Raw genomic sequence first — 17558 nt, 5'->3', positions numbered from 1 at the left:
TCATAACATAAATAAAAACAAGATTCCAAAGAGATAGCCGAGAAATATCCAATTCTAATTACTGGTTATTTTTTTTGAATATTTCTGATATTAAATAGGAGTATTCTTGTACAAAAACAGGATTTTTGGGTCGTTTCAGCCTGTTTTTAATTTTAAAAATATCATATTTACAACATAATTGTTGAAAAAATCGCAACCAGAACAGATTTTAGCGAGGTTTATTTCATAGAAATTTAACTTTTTATCAAAAAGTCAAAAAAAATTAATAAATACTCTTATTTTTGTAAAACCGATTAAGTGTAGATAGCATCCGCATACACAAATATTAGTCGTTTTTTTCCTCTCTTTATATAAAGAGGTATTTCTTTTGAAAAGCACTTTAATTTATCTTCCTAATGATGGATTATCAAAATACTTTTAAAGACAACTGTGGATGTGGCCTCATAGCCAATATCAACAATATGCCCTCAAGGCAAATGACCCTCGACGCAGTGGTTGCCCTTGAGCGAATGATTCACCGTGGAGCTATTGCCGCCGATGGAAAGAGTGGCGACGGTAGTGGCATCCTATTCTCCCTGCCCGATAAGTTCATGAAGAGAATAGCCGAAATGAACGGCTTTGACCTTCCTGATATTTATGCTGTAGCAATGTTGTTCATCACTGACGATAAACAACGTGAAGTATTCACAGAGATATGTGCAAAAAATGACTTAAAAGTTCTTTTCTATAGAAAGGTCTCTGTCAATGTAGAGGTATTAGGCGACCAAGCCAAAGAATCTCTTCCACAAATCACACAAGCGTTTGTAGTTCCTAACTCATTAATGGCTACTAAGCGCTTCAGTTCTTTGCTCTACCTAGCCCGCAAAGAATCGGAACATGCGCTAAAAGACGACAATGATTTTTACATAGCTTCATTTTCAGATAAGGTTGTTTCCTACAAAGGATTGGTGATGCCAACTTACCTTATCGATTTTTATACTGATCTTCAGGAAGACGATTTCGAAGTTAGCTTTGCGCTTTTCCACCAACGTTTTTCTACCAATACTTTGCCTCGCTGGCGACTGGCACAACCATTTAGATGTTTGGCACATAATGGAGAGATCAACTCAATAAAGGCCAACAGGTTTAATGTTAAGGTACTAAGCGAAGTAATCGACAGTAAAATATTTACCGAAGAAGAAATGGATCGCCTGCTTCCTATTTTGGAAGAAGGCTCCAGTGATAGTGCCTCAGTTGATAACATGTTTGAGTTCTTGACAGTCAACGGAATGGATTTCTTCAAAACAGCGAGGAGCATGGTGCCTGCGCCATGGCAAAACGCCCCGCATATGGATCCTAAACTAAGGGCATTCTACGAATATACTTCTACCAATTTTGAGGCATGGGATGGACCAGCAGCTCTCAACATCACCGATGGTAGATACTTAGGCTGTATTTTGGACAGAAACGGCTTGAGACCTTCTAAATACATCATCACTAACGATAGCCGAATCATAATCAGTAGTGAATATGGTGTACTTGATGTAGAAGATGAAAACATCCATGAGCAAGGCAAACTGAAAAGTGGGCAGATGATTGGCGTGGATCTTAAATACGGAAAAATTCTCAAGAACTTTGAGATCAACAATTACCTCAAAGATTCTTTCCCATATAGCAAGTGGCTGAATGAAAACAGTGCTTACTTAATGGAACATGCCGATAAGAACTTCTCAGACTTTGAGGATTACAAGTACGATAATCTGGTTGATATGCAGCGTTACCATAACTTCACCAACGAAGTAGTGGAAAACGTGATTGGCCCGATGACCATCAATGGAAAAGAGGAAACAGGTTCAATGGGTGACGATACTCCTTTGGCGTGTTTCAGTAAGCACCAAAGAAGTTTCTCAGAATTCTTTAGGCAAAAATTTGCACAGGTCACCAACCCTCCTATTGACCCAATTAGGGAGAAAATGGTCATGTCAACTAGTGTGAATTACGGTCCTAAAAACAATGTTTTGGAAGATGGTCCAGACAATGCTCACCGTCTCAAAACGATGAACCCGCTGCTTTCAAAAGAGAAATTGGACGTACTGAGAGCATTTGGTAGCGTAGGCAACCCACTTTACGATCCCGTTTACAAAAACAAAGTTTTCTATACCGATTTCAAAAAAGACCTAAAAGCTTCTCTTTATAAACTAGGAGAAAACGTGGTAGATGCGGTAAAAAATAACGAGGTTCACGTAGTATTTCTTGATGACAGGTCTCTATCAAAAGATAACTATCTAATCCCTATGCCTTTAGCTGTAGGTTACCTCAATAACTTACTCCTTAAGAAAGGGCTCAGAAGCAAAGTTTCCATCATCGCTATCACAGGTGAAGTTTATGACTCACACTCTTGTGCCGTAATGCTTGGTTTTGGAGCTATCTCAATCTATCCTTACCTAACTTATGCTTCTGTAATAGATAGGCTCAATAAAACAGGAGAGATCAAAAACTTTGAAGCAAAAAGAGCTCTTTCTAAAGTTCAGAAGTCAATTAACTCTGGATTGCTCAAAATCATGTCGAAGATGGGTATTGCAACTATCGAGAGTTACCACAACTCGGCATTGTTCGACACCATAGGTTTAAGCGAGGAAATTGTAGCGGAATGCTTCGACGGTTCGGAAGCGCTCATTCCCGGCCTTACCTACGACGATATTGAATTTAGAATAAACAAATACCATAAAAAAGCTTACGAGCGCCATTTCATCAAAAAACTATACCCTCTTGAAGTAGGTAGTTTTTATAAGTACATGGACAAAGGAGAATACCACGATTTTTCTCCTGACGTAGCTCGCTCGGTTTACAAATTTGCCAAAACAGGTAAGCAAGATGATTATAACGCTATTCGAGATAGGATTAACGGACGTGGTCTTAAAATGATCAGGGACTTCTTCGAATTCAAATCTGACCGTGAACCTGTTGATATTTCAAAAGTAGAACCTATAGATAAAATTACTTGGAGGTTCACTTCGGCTGCCATGAGTATGGGATCTATCTCCAAAGAAGCCCACGAGGCCATAGCGGAAGCAATGAACACCATTGGCGGCTATTCAAATTCAGGCGAAGGTGGCGAAGACAAACAACGGTATGGTACTATCAAAAATAGTAAGATAAAACAAATCGCTTCAGGTAGATTTGGAGTTACTCCAGAGTATTTAAGGAGCGCTAAGGAAGTACAAATTAAAGTAGCGCAAGGTGCAAAACCGGGCGAAGGAGGTCAACTTCCTGGAGCTAAAGTTTCTCCGTTAATTGCCTCGCTAAGATGTACCATCCCAGGTGTTACCTTGATCTCACCCCCTCCTCACCACGATATTTATTCTATTGAGGATTTGGCACAGTTGATTTTTGACTTGAAACAAATCAACCCTCAAGCAAGAGTGAGTGTGAAATTGGTTTCAACTGCAGGAGTAGGAACAATTGCGGTAGGAGTAGCTAAAGCATATGCTGATAAAATCATTATCTCAGGTGCAGAAGGCGGAACAGGTGCAGCACAGCTTGGATCTATCAAGTTTGCGGGTAACCCATGGGAACTTGGTTTAGCGGAAGCTCATAACTCGCTCAAAGCAAACCACCTCCGTAATATGGTTGAAGTTCAAACTGATGGAGGTCTTAAAACCGGGCTTGACATCGTGAAAGCGGCAATGCTTGGTGCAGAGTCATTTGCCTTCGGAACAGTACTCCTATCAGCTATTGGATGTAAAATATTGAGAGTATGTCACCTCAACAAATGCAGTGTTGGTATTGCTACGCAAGACGAAATGTTGCGCTCATACTACCGTGGTACAGTTGATGGTATCATCAATTACTTGCAGACAATGGCTGAAGAAGTAAGAGAAATTTTGGCTAAGCTTGGCTATACTAAAATGGATGACATCATCGGTCGCACAGACTTGCTTTCTGTTGTAAATGACGAATTTGCCAAAAAATTCAACTTCGACAGGGTTCTTGACAACCTTCCTGGCGAGAACATAAGAACTGCAGAAAGGAATGAACCCTTCGATTCAAATGAGTATGAGCAAAAAATCTTACAAGAACTTTTGCCTACCATCAAAGACCCTCAATTCCCAACGGTTGTTCATTATAAAATAAAAAACACCAACCGGAGTTTTGCAGCTCGCATAAGCGGAACTATTGCTGACTACTATGGCAACAAAGGCTTGCCGAAAGAAAGCGTGACGATCAACTTGAGTGGAACTGCTGGCCAGTCTTTGGGTGCATTCATGATCAACGGGCTGCTCATCCACCTCAAAGGAACTGCCAATGACTATGTAGGAAAAGGCATGAGCGGCGGTCATATCATCATCACACCAGAAAATATCGACAAACGCTATAGCTTGGCAGGTAACACATGTCTTTACGGTGCTACAGGTGGAAAGCTCTTTGTAGCTGGTAAAGTCGGTGAAAGGTTTGCCGTTCGTAACTCGGGCGCGCTGGCTGTAGTAGAAGAAACTGGTGACCACCCTTGTGAATACATGACGGGCGGTACCGTTGTTATCTTAGGTGAAACGGGTACAAACTTCGGTGCTGGTATGACTGGCGGCGTTGCCTTTGTTTACGATAAGAAACAAAACTTCATTGATAAAATGAACCAAGAGCTGATCAAGGCTGAGCGTATCGATACCGATGAAGGAGATGAAGGCCGTCATTACCTCAAGAAGATCCTAAGAAGCTACCACTTCAGAACCCAAAGTCCAGTTGCCAAATACATTTTGGAACACTTTAGGGAAGAGTTACGCTACTTCTACATGGTTACTTCTAAGGACATGAAAGCACCTTTGAACCCAATGGAAGGCAATTAATATAGGGATTTTAAAGAAATAACCTGCCTTTATCCGTACCTTAATGGGTAAAGGCAATAAAAAATCTAAGCATTTTGCTATGTACGAATTTACCAAATTAGAAAGAATTGACCCTGTAATCAAACCGTCAAACGAACGTATAACCAACTTCGGGGAGATCAGTGTTGTGTATACCCAAGAGGAAAGTGCGACCCAAGCCAGTAGGTGTGTCCAGTGTGGCAACCCTTACTGTAGCTCAACTGGTTGCCCTCTTAGTAACAACATCCCTCAATGGTTAAAGTTTGTTGCCGAAAAAGACCTCAAACTTGCTTTTGATATATCGAATGAGACTTCTCCTTTTCCCGAGATTTTGGGAAGGATTTGCCCTCACGATCGCCTTTGCGAAGGAGCTTGTACACTCAATGAAAATGAATTTGGTACAATGTCTAGCCACGGTGCCATCACCATTGGCTCTATTGAGGTAGCAATTTCAGAAAGAGGCTTCGAGAAAGGGTTTGTGCCCGAATATCCAGGCATCTCATCTGACAAAACAGTCGCTATAGTAGGTTCAGGACCTGCAGGTATAAGCTGTGCCACGTTCTTGCTAAGAGCAGGAGTAAAACCTGTGATGTACGAAGCTGCTGATCAGGCAGGAGGCTTGCTTATATACGGAATCCCTGGTTTCAAACTGGAAAAAGAGTCTGTTAAGCGTAGGATTGACCTTCTCAAAAAAGCAGGAATGGAGCTTTACCTCAACACCAAAATTGGAGAGGATGTGAAGTTAGAAGACCTTCGCAAAAAGCATGATGCTGTATTCTTGGGCATGGGCGCAACAGAAGGGCGTATGCTAGACGATGATACCTACAATGCCAATAACGTTTATATGGCTGTTCCTTTCCTTACCAATATCCAAAAGAAATTGATGGATATTGACTACGACCACCGCTACCAAGTAAAAGGAAAACACGTGATAGTAATTGGTGGTGGGGATACCGCGATGGACTGCGTAAGGACTTCCATAAGAGAAGGCGCTAGCAAAGTTCAGTGTGTGTACAGAAGGGATGAGGCAAACATGCCTGGTAGCCGTAAGGAAGTAAAATCAGCCAAAGAAGAAGGTGTCGAGTTCAGTTTCCAAACCTCGCCAAAAAATATTGTTGCCGATCAAGAAGGAAACGTGATTGGGGTGAAATTTGTGAAAACAGAGCTAGTAGAGCAAAAAGGTGGACGTGCCCAAATCCGTGAGATAGAAGGCTCTGAATATATCCTTTATGCTGACATCATCATCTTGGCATTAGGTTTCAACAACCAAAAAATGAAATTTTTGGCGGACAATGGCATAGAAACAAATGAGTGGGGAGCAGTAGTAATTGGCGACAACCAAGAAACCACACAAGACGGTGTGTTTGCCGGAGGCGATGGAGTAAGAGGTGCCGACTTGGTTGTGACCGCTGCACTAGATGGAAGAGAAGCCGCTATGGGCATTTTGGCAAAGCTGTTTGAAACAGAATCAAAGGCTATTAAAGCATAAAAACAACTCCTTTATAAAGAGAAAAACCGAGCCTTCAACAGCTCGGTTTTTTGTATCATTTTGCATAGGCAAATAGCTCAATACAACAAAAACTTCAATATGAGAACCGGAATACCTATGATTCCATTTCTTCCTCTACTTCTACTTCTTCATATTCATCCTCTTCGTCTTCTTCACTGTCGTCTGAGTCGTACTCTTCCATCATAGTTCTTAGCTGAACACTTACTTTTATCATATAAATGGTTTCATCCGTTTCCAAACGAATGGCGGAAATAGCGTCTCCTTTTGCATTTTTAAACCGAATGATGTCATTATCGGAATACCCATCAGGATATTTGGCTGCAATTGCCTCAAGCACATCAAGAGGCAAGGTTTTGTAATCTACGATGATCCTTTTTTTACTGTCCATCTTTCATAAAGAATTAAAATAAATTAGTAAGAAAATAATAAGTAAAGAGAATAAAACAATGCACTATCAAAGCATCTATCTCAGCCCTTCTCACACAATCCAATATTCCAATTCTGGATAGCTCGCAATAAACAGTTGGACAGCGATACCTTAAAAAAGGGAGCTTCCAACTTAAAAAAAACCGTTTGTTTTTTCGCATGAAACGAAGGACAAAGAAAAACTTATCTGTCGAATTTGAAATATTTTTCAGATATTTTTTTTGAAAGTTTATCAAAATATTTTCAGCTTAGAGCATGTTTAAAATTTAAGCTTTCAAGTGAAAGCGATCACCGCAGCGGCGGACCGCTTTGAGGCTCTCACGAAGAAAAAAAATTCAACTGCGCCGACACTCGGTAGTAGCACTATTGAAGAATTTCATTTTGAAATGAGGTTCTTGAATCGGACAGACGTTTCTGTGGTTGTTTGCTGCGAAACAGGTAAAATTTAAACATGCTCTTATTATCTTTCAATTCAATAAGAAGTGAAGTAAGGTTACCATGGAAGCACACCACCTAGTTTGGATTAACGATCAGAAGGAACTGGATACAATTAGCCCTGCGGCTCTTGACAAATCACTCGCCTTGGGCTGGCGGCATTTTGGAAGCTATTTTTTCAGATATAGCCTAAGTGTTTATGACGATCAACTTTGCAAAGTCCTTCCTCTCAGGGTTAGCTTGCCACATTATTCCCACTCTAAGAGCTTCCGTAAAATACGTTCGAAGAACAAAGTCTTCCAGACAAGTATAAACCCTATCCAAATTGATATTGATTCAATCCAGCTTTTTGAGCAACACAAAACAAAGTTTAAAGAAAGCGTACCCAACAGTATTTATAACTTTCTTTCGGAAGAACCAGCTACAAAACCCTGTGAGGCAAAAGAGGTTCGTGTTTATGATGGCGAAAAACTAATAGCCCAAAGCTTTTTCGATATTGGCAAAGGAAGTATTTCAAGCATTTATGGAATGTACGATCTGAATTACTCAACTTATAGCCTTGGAATTTACACTATGCTAGTAGAAATAGACTATGCACTTGAACTAGGTAAGCCTTTTTATTACCACGGCTACTGCTACGACACCCCTTCTTTTTACGACTATAAAAAGCGCTTCGCTGGAACTCAATATTACGACTGGAAAAACAATTGGTATTTTTTCATAAATAAATTGTAAAATACCAAGAACAGTCCCATATTTGCCAAACAACCAACAGACGAGAGGTCAAACTCTAATTTGTTATGGGAATCTGAAGCAGCAAGTAACTTTGTCTAAGAACAGAACTCCATCCAATTCCAGTATAAAAAAACACTAAAAACTAGCCTTTTAAACGTGTTTGGGTTGTTTTTGAAAAAATCAAAAATCTTCATCCTAGCATTCAACAGGTTTATCGATAATATCTGATGGTTAATCCAAAAGATTAGGCAGGTTCAAAAAACAAAAATATATTTGTATCGATGATTTAGATGAGTAAGATCATTTGAATCTTCAAGTAGGATATTTTAAGGATTATTTGGTTTAATTGTTAAATCAGAGAGCTCGTTCCAAAATTGGGGCGAGTTCTTTTCTTTTAAGGCTACTTGACTCCAAACAAAGGGTCTGTAGTTTCAAGCTACAGACCCTTTTTATTAAATGATCTGTTTACCACATCCTCGGCATATAACCTGCTCCTCTGGAACAATAAAGCAATGGCTTCAAACCCTCCTTAATATTACCATCTCCTGTTTGCCCTTACCCAAGTCTTCGCAAGCATTATCGCTTTACTTATAGGCATCTTCTATTTAACAGACCTTTCAAGTATCAAAACTGAGAAATGGGATATAAAAAAATCGCCCTCAATTCTTTACTTAGAATTGAGGGCGATTAATACCTTGAGTATAGGTGGATAAAAACCTTTAGGGAAGATTAATTGAAACTTTCAAACTTGAACTTGAAAGCCATGTTGCGCCTTAGCCTTTCTTCATGAACCATGATCTCATAGTTCTTAACAGCTGATTCGAATTTATTAAAATAAGAACGGTTGCCATTGTTTTCACTAATGTGCCTATAAATACCCTTTGGCTTGTTGTGATTAGATACGATCATAATATTCTATTTTTTATATACCTAGAGAGTGATTTCTATATTGGTAGGGTCTTTCCCCTGCATTAAAAGACAAGCGAATTAATATGCATGACAAATATTTTTATATTTTTTTAACCTTTTAACAAAACAGGCTGCAAAAACATAAAAATCGGAACTTTTGATCAAAAAATAAGCCCAGAATTTTCTGGGCTTATCATATATACCGCTTTACTTATGACTAAAATTGATCAATGGCAGACTTGATTTCATACATTTTTTTTGCCGAATAAGCCCCAGACGTTTTGTAAAGGACTTTCCCCGCTTTGTCTAACACAAAAAAGTAGGGAACATCTTTTTTACCTAAACCTAATTCCGATTTGTAGGAAGATATTTTCCCTTGGTACATCAAAATATTTTCATGATATTTCTTATCTATACCGTTCTCCATTTTTTGAACAATCGAACCAGTAGCAGCTTTTGTTATCCCTTTAAGCAAGGCTACAAAGTAGATATTCACATCGTATGGATCATCGCCGAAAAACGCCATTTGCGTAGGGTTGATGAAGTTTTTATAAATAGGATCGTACCATCCTTTGAGCAATTGATCCGATTTTTTAGAATAGGCGACACCCACCAAGGTAACCTTGCCTTGGGTGCTCGAAGGAATGCCCATGGTTTTGTTGGCGAGAGTCCAACCTGAAACTTCTGGAAAACGCTTACCTACTTGAGAAAAGGACTCGGTGCTGATTGATACTAATACTAGGCATGCTAGTGCTAATAAACTATTTTTCATCATGTTAAGTATTTAATTGAACTCTTGTTTATCCTTCCTAAAACTCATAGGCCAACGTTGTGGTATAGGGCAAACAATGTTAGTGTTGTTTAAAAAAAATGCGGATGGTAGTTGTTGTACGTACATTCGCATTATATTTGGGCTGGTGCAAGAACCTCACCAACAAGCCCATATCTATTCTAAAGTAAATCATTTTTTCATTATTCCATTAAGAAATTGGTTTATTAGTAGAACAATCTGGTTTTGATAATCCATCTGCATAAAAGCCTTTAGAAGAACTTGAGCGACCTAGAATTGATAACCCATTATAAGCAAACCCACAATGCGGAATATGTGGGCGAACTGTATGTTCGCTACACTCACTTGGTGTTTGGCGCTTGCTTCAAATACCTCAAAAACAGGGAAGAAAGCGAAGATGCTGTCACGAGAATTTTCGAAAAGCTACTGGAAGACCTCAAGCAATTTGAGGTACATAACTTCAAGGCTTGGCTCTTCCAAGTCTCCCGAAATTTTTGCCTGATGGAGCTTCGCAAAAGGCAGTCTGTAGATCAAAAAAACGATCTTTTCCAAAAAGAATTGGTTGCCGATATGGAATCAGACTCTTTTTCGCATCTTAATGATGAAGACGATATGGCGAAATGGCTAAAGAAACTACCTCTTGCACTCGATGAGCTTGGTCCTGAGCAGAAGCAATGCGTAGAGTTATTCTATATCCAAGAAAAGTCGTACCAAGAAATAGTAGACGAAACGGGCTTTAGTTTGAAACAGGTAAAAAGCTTTTTGCAAAATGGGCGTAGAAACCTGAAAATTCAACTATCGAAATTAGTGAGTGTTCTTTTAACCTTGTTCATAGGTTAGGAAAGAAGCGCAAAAACAACAATTATAATACTTTGGTGATTAAGTAAAAGAAATGGCAATCGAAGACAAAAATAGTAGCAACCAACAGCCGACTCTCCAAGAACTGCTCGACTATAGAGCCGGTAAATTGGAAGGGAAAGACCGCCACAAGGTGGAAAAATTCTTGCTGGAAAGTGAGCTGGCTACTGATGCCTTTGAAGGTTTTGATGAGTTTGGAAATGATGAAAGCCTACAAAATATTACGGATCAACTCAATCAAAAAATAACCAATAGAGCTAAGCAGAAGCCCAAACTAGTAGTATGGTATAGAAAACCAGCTTTCTCCATTGCCGCTTCTCTCATATTACTTTTCACCATTACTTCGGTATTCATTTGGCAACTCAACGAAGGTTCTAATGAGCTGGCTATGCAAAAAGAAATGCCAGCCGCAGAAGAACCTAGTGCTGCCAATGAGATGGAAATGGCTGATCAAAAACCTACGCTTGAAATGCCTACTGCCTCTTCGGCTGAAAGCCAAGAAGCAGCAGGTGAAGCAGAAACTTCAAAATCAACTTTTAAAGAAGAAAAAAGGATAGCTCTTAAAAAACAAGCGGTGCCGCAGGCAGCTCCTCCTGCTATTACAATGGAAAAAAATGTGATGGAGGTAGAAGAAATTGAGGAGGAAGACGATTTTGAAGTTGACGAAGAAGAGGAGATATTGGAAGATGTAATAGTTGTAGTTGAAGATGAAGTAGCTGCAGGAGCTTCAAATATGATTGATTCATCCATTGTTTCGGTCCAAAGGCTGGAAGCTGGAGAGATAAAAAAACTAGAAGAAGCGGTGGCTACTGGCAGGAGTATGAAAAGAGCCAAAGATGTTCGTAAAAAAACGTCTAGAGATCTAAAAAAAGCTAAAAACTTATTCATTGATGGAAAATACGTTGACGCTGCGCTTGCCTGTGATTCTGCACTTGAAGAAGACCCTTTAAATACAGATGCACTCATATTAAGTGGCTTGTCTTACTTAAAAGGAGAAATTTATGACACAGCCAAAAACAGACTTACTGTCGTAAAAACCTTCATCCCCCCTATTCTTCCCAAAGAGGAACTTGAGCAAGTACTTGAACTAATGGAAGAGGAAAAATACGAAGACGCCACTCGCAAGTTACAGCAAATTATGCCAGAAGGCTTTTTAGAATAAACTAGGCTATCCTGTCTCCCAATACGGATAATTTCCATTCTCTGCCAAGATATACCACTGGTCTGCCTATATTTGCGGGGATTTTTTGACGGAATCCACCGATTTTTTTCTACCATAAAATCTTAACGAAATAAATATAGTTATGAACGCATTCGTATTCCCTGGACAGGGCGCCCAATTCGTAGGAATGGGCAAAGACCTTTATGAAAATTCCGAAAAAGGCAAAAATCTCTTTGAAAAAGCCAATTCAATATTGGGTTTCCGAATTACCGATATCATGTTTGAAGGAACAGTTGAAGACCTCAAGCAAACCAATGTTACCCAACCTGCAATTTTCCTCCACTCTGTTATTTTGGCTCTTACCACGGAAGGTTTCACTCCCGATATGGTTGCCGGCCACTCGTTAGGCGAGTTTTCTGCGTTGGTAGCTAGCCAAGCTTTAAGTTTTGAAGATGCCCTCAAACTTGTGAGCCAGCGTGCCGAAGCTATGCAAAAAGCCTGTGAGGCAAACCCATCTACTATGGCAGCTATTTTAGGACTTGCCGATGAGCAGGTAGAAGAAATTTGTAAAAAAATAGAAGGCGTGGTAGTTCCTGCCAACTACAACTGCCCTGGTCAGTTGGTGATTTCTGGCTCAAACGAAGCCATAGCAGCAGCTTGCGAAGCAATGAAAGAAGCGGGTGCAAAACGTGCCCTTCCACTTCCAGTTGGTGGAGCATTCCACTCTCCGCTGATGGAACCAGCTCGCCAAGAGCTTGCCGAAGCTATTGCCCAAACAGACATCAAAGATCCAATTTGCCCCATCTACCAAAACGTAGACGCCAAACCCTACACCAAGGCTGAGGACATCAAAGCAAACTTGATTGCCCAACTTACCTCACCTGTAAGGTGGACACAAACCGTTCAGAACATGATGGCTGATGGTGCTACCAAATTCACTGAATGCGGACCAGGCAAAGTGTTGCAAGGCTTGGTGAAAAAAGTTGACCGAAAAATGGAAGTTGCTGGTTTGTAAGCAAAACTTCTAAGTCAGAATAAACTCAGCCCGCTCTTTTCATGAAAAGAGCGGGCTTTTATCTGCCCTTCCCCCAATCCATTTTCCGACCCCAAAAAAATAATCACGGAAACCCTTGACTCGTATCTGTTTTAAAGCGTTAATTGCATTATTTAATAGACTTATTAAATAAAATAATGAACACAGAGCAAAACATGGAGCAGGTTATTCTGGAAGCAGCAACAAAACTGTTTTTGGATAAGGGATTTAAGGCAACTTCTACCACGGAAATTGCCAAGGAAGCGGGATGTAACCAAGCTTTGGTACATTATTATTTCCGAACCAAAGACCGTTTGTTCGAAGCTATTTTCGAAAAAAAGATGAAGTACTTCATCAATAGTTTGCTACAAATAAACAATGAAGACCTGCCTTTTGAGGAAAAGCTAAAGAAGAGAATCGCCTCTCACTTCGATGTAGTTTCGGAAAATCCCAAGCTCCCCTTGATGCTTTTCCACGAAATAAATACCAACCCAAAGAGGATGGAAAGCATCAAAACGGCTTTGGGGGACATGCCCCAACTAGTTTTTCAGCACATGCAGAAAGAACTGGATATCGAAATTGAAAAGGGAACGGTGCGCCCAATGAATATCCACGATTTACTGATGACGATCGTCTCGCTGAACATCATTGTGTTTTTGGCTGAACCCATATTCAAAACCATTACGGGCATTTCAGACGAAACATTCAAAGAACTTCAACAGCGAAGGAAAAACGAAAATATCGCAATCATTATCCGAAGCATAAAACCCTGATTTCCTTTTATTAAAGAATAATAGCCAAACAAATGAGAATCATTTTAACATTACTTTTTACAGGTTATTTCCTCATTTCGGGGCTTGCTTTTGGGCAAATCACCTTGGACAGTTGCCAACAAAAAGCAAGGGCGAATTTCCCCCTCATCAAGCAATTTGCACTCATAGAGCAATCGAAGGAGTTTTCTTTATCAAATGCCAACAAGAATTTCCTACCCCAACTCGATATCACTCTCATTGGAGGGGTTATCAATGGCTTGCCAAGCCTTTCTCCCCCAAGCGGCGGTGAACCGTCTTCCTACACAGCTTTCAATATGATTTCCCTCGTGCAGCTCAACCAACCTCTTTGGGACGGAGGAATTACAAAAGCCAGCAAGGCAGTGATAGAAGCAAGTTCAAACATGGAAACTGCTGACCTCGAAGTATCTCTCTATAGTCTTGAAGAACGGGTAAATAACTTGTTTTTTGGGACACTCCTAATAGACGAACAAATAGCACAACTAGAAATACTGAAAGGAACACTCCAACGCAATATGCAGCGGGTGGAAGTGGCTGTGGAAAATGGAACGGCCTTCAAGTCTGACATTGATGAACTGAAAGTAGAGGTAATCAATACAGAACAGCGCATGGAAGAGCTGAACTTTAACAGAAGTGCTTATTTGAACATGCTTGCTGCAATGATTGGCGAGCCTATAGCTTCGGATGCCATGCTTGCACGCCCCGTGCTCGATAATTCTTTCTTGAACCAAGGAATCAACCGTCCTGAGCTTACGCTTTTCCAGAACCACGAAGCTCTCATAGAAGCCCAAAGCAAAATAGATAAAGCAATAATGTACCCCAAAGTGGGCATTATGGGAATTGGGACATTTATACAGCCAGGGGTAGATTTTGGAGCTTCAACCCTCAATAATATTTTGGTGGGCGGGCTGAGTGTTAACTGGAGTTTGAGCAGCCTTTACAGGAACAATAACAACAAAAAGCTAACAGGAATTAAGCTCCAACAAGTACAAAACCAACGAGAGACCTTTCTTTTTAACACTGACCTAATGCTCACGCAAACGAGACTTGAACTGGAAAAATATCAGAAACTGATAGCGCAAGACAAGGAGTTGCTGGAGCTAAAAAGCAGTATAAAAAAGTCGTACGATGTAAAGTATGAAAACGGGGTAAGCACCATGTCCCAACTGCTGGACAAAGTGAATGACGAAAGCCTTGCGAAGCAAAATTTGGTAGTGCATGAGCTGCAATATCTTATGAAAGCTTATCAATACAAAAACAAATCTGGCAATTGATTATTTGATAGGCTAGAAATTAGAGGTTGGGACTAAAACCAAAGCTTATTCAACATTACACAGAAATTCAAAAACGCATAAATAAATGAAAACCGCTCTTTCAGTTTTTACCTTGCTCTCCTTTCTTCTTCTTTCTTGTACCGAAGAAGAAAAGTTGACCGATGCCACAGGGGTATTCGAAGCTACGGAAATTATAGTCTCTTCAGAAGCCAATGGGAAACTCCTTTCCCTCCAGGTAGATGAAGGTGAAGAACTCAAAAAAGGGAAGTTGGTAGGGCAAATAGACACTACCCAATTGTATTTGCAAAAACTGCAACTAAAAGCTCAGCAAGCAACAGTGCAGGCAAGCCGACCCGATATCAGTGCGCAGATTGCAGCAACGGAAAGAGAAATCACTAAGCAGGAATATGAAGAAAAAAGGATAGAAAAACTGTTGGCAGGCGATGTGGCAACCCAAAAGCAATTGGATGATATTAAAGCTCAAATCCAGATTTTGAAGGCTAGGCTAGTTTCCCAAAAAAGTAGCCTTTACAAAAGCTCCAGCTCGATAGACGCACAAGTAAACACCATTGATGTGCAAATTGCCCAAGTGGAAGACCAGCTTGGAAAGTGCAAGGTCAAAAGTCCGATTGATGGAACCGTGTTGGTAAAATATGCCGAAGAAGGAGAAATGACCGCTACGGGGAAAGCTCTTTTCAAAATAGCCGACATGGATAATATGATTTTAAAAGCATATGTCACCTCCGATCAACTAACCAACTTAAAAATCGGTCAAGAAATCAAGGTACTCGCCGAATTTGGCAAGGAAGAAAATAAAGAATACCAAGGCAAGGTAACATGGATATCGAGCAAATCGGAATTTACCCCAAAAACAATCCAGACTCAAGACGAACGCGCCAATTTGGTTTATGCAGTAAAAGTTGCAGTTCCTAACGATGGCTACCTGAAAATAGGAATGTATGGTGGAGTGAAGTTTTAGAGGTTAGAAGCTGGAGGCTAGAAATTAGAAAAAATAGAATATATGAAGAACTCATTCTCAACCTCTAACTTCTTATAAAATTCTAACCTTATAAGAGCTAGTTCAAATTATTAAAGCATACGTGTATCAAAAAGACTGTTTCTAACCGCTACCAATGAAATCAGTAATAGTAAAAGACCTAAAGCGTACGTACGGCGAAGTGGAAGCCTTGAAGGGCATTAGCTTTGAGGTGGAGGAAGGTGAGATTTTTGGGATTATCGGACCAGATGGCGCTGGGAAATCTACTCTTTTCCGGATCCTTACCACGTTGCTGCTTGCAGACTCGGGTTCCGCAACTATTGATGGTGACGATGTAGTGAAAGACTTTAAAAGCATACGCCATAAAGTTGGGTACATGCCAGGGCGATTTTCACTCTACCAAGACCTCACGGTAGAAGAAAACCTAACAATTTTCGCTTCTATTTTCAATACGACCATAAAAGAAAACTATCACCTGATCAAAGATATTTATCAGCAAATAGAGCCATTCAAAACCCGAAGGGCAGGTGCTCTTTCTGGTGGGATGAAACAAAAGCTGGCCTTGAGCTGTGCACTTATCCACAAACCTGTAGTACTCTTTTTGGATGAACCTACTACAGGAGTGGACCCTGTTTCCCGAAAGGAATTTTGGGATATGCTCAGCAAGCTTAAGCAGCAGGGAATTACCATTTTGGTATCTACACCCTATATGGATGAAGCTAGCCTCTGCGATAGGATTGCACTCATCCAACATGGCGAATTCCTCAAAATAGACACCCCGCAAAACATCGTCAAACAATATAAAAACACACTTTGGGCAGTGCGTAGTGACAATATGTCCCAACTGCTGAAAGACTTGCGCAAGCATCCACATGTCCTTAGTTGCTTTGCCTTTGGGGATACTCACCATATCACGGTTAGTAAAAACAGCCTAACCGAAAAAGGAGATGATTTCAATGAAAAAGTATTAGAAAAAGAGCTAATAAACATGAATCATACGGATGTAAGCGTAATGAAAATTACCGCAGAAATAGAAGACTGTTTTATGGAATTGACTGATTAAAAATGAAGGTAATTGTAGCAGAGAATTTATCGAAAATATTTGGGCAATTCACCGCTGTGGACAACATCTCCCTTGAAGTGGAACAAGGAGAGATATTTGGTTTTTTGGGGGCAAACGGAGCGGGGAAAACTACGGCAATGCGTATGTTTTGCGGCTTGAGCAAACCAACCTCTGGCAAAGGCAAAGTATCTGGTTTTGATATAGAAAAGCAGTCGGAAAATGTAAAGAAAAACATTGGCTATATGAGCCAAAAATTCGCCCTGTACGAAGACCTGAAAGTATGGGAAAACCTGCGGCTCTACGGAGGCATCTATGGGATGAGCCGAAAGGAAATTGGAAAAAAAACGGATAAACTATTACAACAATTGGGTTTTGAGCAAGAGAAAAATACGATGGTAAAATCCTTGCCTTTGGGCTGGAAACAGAAACTTGCCTTTTCAGCTGCCATTTTCCACGAACCCAAAATTGTGTTTCTCGACGAGCCCACAGGAGGAGTTGACCCTGCTGCCAGAAGGCAATTTTGGGAACTGATCTACGATGCTGCCGACAGGGGAATCACCATCTTCGTGACCACCCACTACATGGACGAAGCCGAGTATTGCAACCGAGTTTCAATCATGGTTGATGGTCGCATAGAAGCCTTAGACAGCCCTAAAAACTTGAAAGAACAATTTGAGGCTAATAATATGGACGAGGTATTTCAAAAACTCGCCCGAAAAGCGGAACGATCTTAA

The 17558-nt window shown here is 40.3% G+C and carries 14 protein-coding genes; 11 read left to right on the top strand and 3 right to left on the bottom strand.

What is annotated here, in order from left to right:
- Window positions 1-395: 395 nt before the first annotated feature.
- Together gltB and R9C00_02525 are read left to right on the top strand one after the other, a co-directional pair.
- On the top strand, window positions 396-4823 hold the full coding sequence (gltB, locus tag R9C00_02530; GenBank protein ID WPO36316.1) for a glutamate synthase large subunit: 4428 nt from the start codon (window positions 396-398) through the stop codon (window positions 4821-4823).
- A 79-nt stretch (window positions 4824-4902) separates the two neighbouring features.
- A complete protein-coding gene (locus R9C00_02525; GenBank protein WPO36315.1) occupies window positions 4903-6330 on the top strand; it encodes a glutamate synthase subunit beta in 1428 nt (475 codons plus the stop codon).
- Between the two features lie 115 nt (window positions 6331-6445).
- On the opposite strand, the gene R9C00_02520 is transcribed toward R9C00_02525, so the two are convergent.
- Entirely contained in the window at window positions 6446-6739 is a 294-nt protein-coding gene (locus tag R9C00_02520; protein ID WPO36314.1) for a hypothetical protein, read from the bottom strand.
- 536 nt (window positions 6740-7275) lie between these two features.
- Here R9C00_02520 and R9C00_02515 point away from each other — a divergent pair.
- The gene (locus tag R9C00_02515; GenBank protein ID WPO36313.1) at window positions 7276-7947 is read left to right on the top strand and encodes an arginine-tRNA-protein transferase; all 672 of its coding nucleotides are present in this window, start codon (window positions 7276-7278) and stop codon (window positions 7945-7947) included.
- 729 nt (window positions 7948-8676) lie between these two features.
- Here the strand turns inward: R9C00_02515 and R9C00_02510 are convergent.
- Complete coding sequence (locus R9C00_02510) at window positions 8677-8856, bottom strand: hypothetical protein (GenBank protein WPO36312.1); 180 nt, start codon at window positions 8854-8856, stop codon at window positions 8677-8679.
- A 217-nt stretch (window positions 8857-9073) separates the two neighbouring features.
- Window positions 9074-9631, bottom strand: a complete 558-nt coding sequence (locus tag R9C00_02505; GenBank protein ID WPO36311.1) for a hypothetical protein — start codon at window positions 9629-9631, stop codon at window positions 9074-9076.
- Between the two features lie 276 nt (window positions 9632-9907).
- On the opposite strand from R9C00_02505, the gene R9C00_02500 reads away from it, so the two are divergent.
- The 8 genes from R9C00_02500 to R9C00_02465 all read left to right on the top strand — a co-directional run bounded on the left by R9C00_02500 (window position 9908) and on the right by R9C00_02465 (window position 17558).
- On the top strand, window positions 9908-10486 hold the full coding sequence (locus tag R9C00_02500) for a sigma-70 family RNA polymerase sigma factor (GenBank protein WPO36310.1): 579 nt from the start codon (window positions 9908-9910) through the stop codon (window positions 10484-10486).
- Between the two features lie 52 nt (window positions 10487-10538).
- Entirely contained in the window at window positions 10539-11666 is a 1128-nt protein-coding gene (locus R9C00_02495) for a hypothetical protein (GenBank protein WPO36309.1), read from the top strand.
- A 142-nt stretch (window positions 11667-11808) separates the two neighbouring features.
- On the top strand, window positions 11809-12681 hold the full coding sequence (gene fabD / locus R9C00_02490) for an ACP S-malonyltransferase (GenBank protein WPO36308.1): 873 nt from the start codon (window positions 11809-11811) through the stop codon (window positions 12679-12681).
- A 176-nt stretch (window positions 12682-12857) separates the two neighbouring features.
- Entirely contained in the window at window positions 12858-13472 is a 615-nt protein-coding gene (locus R9C00_02485) for a TetR/AcrR family transcriptional regulator (protein WPO36307.1), read from the top strand.
- A 32-nt stretch (window positions 13473-13504) separates the two neighbouring features.
- The gene (locus tag R9C00_02480) at window positions 13505-14764 is read left to right on the top strand and encodes a TolC family protein (GenBank protein WPO36306.1); all 1260 of its coding nucleotides are present in this window, start codon (window positions 13505-13507) and stop codon (window positions 14762-14764) included.
- An 85-nt stretch (window positions 14765-14849) separates the two neighbouring features.
- The gene (locus tag R9C00_02475; protein WPO36305.1) at window positions 14850-15743 is read left to right on the top strand and encodes an HlyD family efflux transporter periplasmic adaptor subunit; all 894 of its coding nucleotides are present in this window, start codon (window positions 14850-14852) and stop codon (window positions 15741-15743) included.
- Between the two features lie 154 nt (window positions 15744-15897).
- The gene (locus R9C00_02470; protein WPO36304.1) at window positions 15898-16824 is read left to right on the top strand and encodes an ABC transporter ATP-binding protein; all 927 of its coding nucleotides are present in this window, start codon (window positions 15898-15900) and stop codon (window positions 16822-16824) included.
- 2 nt (window positions 16825-16826) lie between these two features.
- A complete protein-coding gene (locus R9C00_02465) occupies window positions 16827-17558 on the top strand; it encodes an ABC transporter ATP-binding protein (GenBank protein WPO36303.1) in 732 nt (243 codons plus the stop codon).

It is taken from the genome of Flammeovirgaceae bacterium SG7u.111 (assembly GCA_034044135.1).
Taxonomy (GTDB): Bacteria; Bacteroidota; Bacteroidia; order Cytophagales; family Flammeovirgaceae.
The sequence above is the reverse complement of the archived record's forward strand: the minus strand, read 5'-3'. Positions and strand labels throughout refer to the sequence as shown.